Annotated in this window: 1 protein-coding gene; it reads right to left on the reverse strand. The window is 59.1% G+C overall.

Translation table 11 applies throughout. From position 1 onward, the window contains the following. Positions 1–245 precede the first annotated feature (245 nt). The coding region (locus tag MJZ25_16600; GenBank protein MCQ2125787.1) for a transposase at positions 246–1,537 on the reverse strand (1,292 nt) is incomplete at its 5' end.

Below are 1,537 nucleotides of genomic sequence, written 5' to 3' on the forward strand. Positions count from 1 at the left end.
TTGGACTTTACCCGTTTTTTCATTGGTGAAATTCCAGCCCTCCGGCACCGCTTTCGCACCCGCGAAAAACTACACCTTCAAGCGGTGAAAATGATACCACAATCGGGTCACGAAAATCAAGCGTAAATTCAGATATTTTTATAATTTGCCAAAATTGCCCCCCCCCCCGCTATATCTGAGCATATAACGAGGTCGGTTTTCGGGTGCGTTTTTGTCGTCAATTGACGCGACGAGGAAAAGTCGCGCTATCCGTCGCCTCCTGCGAAGGCGAATTCGAGCTGCGGTGACGGTTTCACGAGCACCTTCTTCAAGTCGAGCTTCGCGCTCCACTTCCCGAAGCGCGTGAAGAGCTTCTGGATTCCGTCCGCGAGCGCGTAGTAGAAGAACTCGGGCGCACCGTAGATGCGCTTGGCCGTTTCGACGATGTGCGTGCGCAGCACTTCGCGACGCTCGGACTTGCCGATCCACACCATCACGAAGTACGCGACCGCGAGGACGAGCGCCGCGAGGTTCCTGAGGCGCGTCATCGTGAGCGTGCGCATGTCCTCGACCTGGTACGACTGCTTCACGAAGCGGATCGTCTCCTCGACGCGCCACCGCGTGAGGTAGCCCTGGACGACGCGCCAGACGTCCTCCTTCGAGCCGTCGCCCTGCAGCGTCGTGAGGATGAGCATCGCGCACTGCCCGAAGCCGCGCACGACGACGAGCCGCAGGTCCTTCTCGTGCATGCCGGGAAAGTCGGGGTTTTCGGGAAGACGCACCGGCATCGCGCCGTAGTGGATCGTCGTGTCCTTTTCCTCGCCGTTGGCGTTGAACGCGACGACCGACGTGTGGGGCGTGTGGCATTTCGCCGAGAGAACGAGGATGTGTTCGCGCACGCTCTCGTACATGAGATAGCGCGTCTGCATCATGCGCACGATGAAGTCAAGCCCATTGGAGATGAAGTAGCGGAAGATCTCGTTGCGGTCTCCGCCGCGGTCGTAGACGTAGATGCCGCGGTTGCCGACCTCCGCGCGGATCGAGTCGATGATGGCCTCGATCTCCGCGTTCTCGCCCTTGTACTCGGGATCCTCCGTCGACCAGAGCCGGAACTGGAGCGGGACGACGCCGCGCCGCTTGCCGGGCTCGCAGGCGACCGCCATGCAGCCCCAGTAGCCGAGGTTGTCGCCGACCCTGCCCTTCGAGCCGTCCCACACCTTCGCGAGATACTGCATCTTCTTCGCGTAGGGCTTCTGCACGTCGGACGGGTCGATGATGATCAGCGTCGACTTGCGGACGAACTTCTTCGCGTGTTCCATCACCGCCTCGTGAATATGCTTCCAGAGGTCCTTGAAAGCGAGGTGGTGGCAGAGCCGCATCTCGATCTTCACCTGCTTGATGTTTTCGTCTATTTCCGCCGCGATCCTGTTCAGAATGACCGATTTCGTGATCTGGATGCCGTACAGCATCTGCCTCAAAAACTTGAGGCGCGGCTTCGAAAACCGGGTAAAGAATATACCCAGAAATTGCTCCAGCTGCTCTCGCGCATTCAGCGAAA

It is taken from the genome of Fibrobacter sp. (assembly GCA_024399065.1).
GTDB lineage: Bacteria > Fibrobacterota > Fibrobacteria > Fibrobacterales > Fibrobacteraceae > Fibrobacter.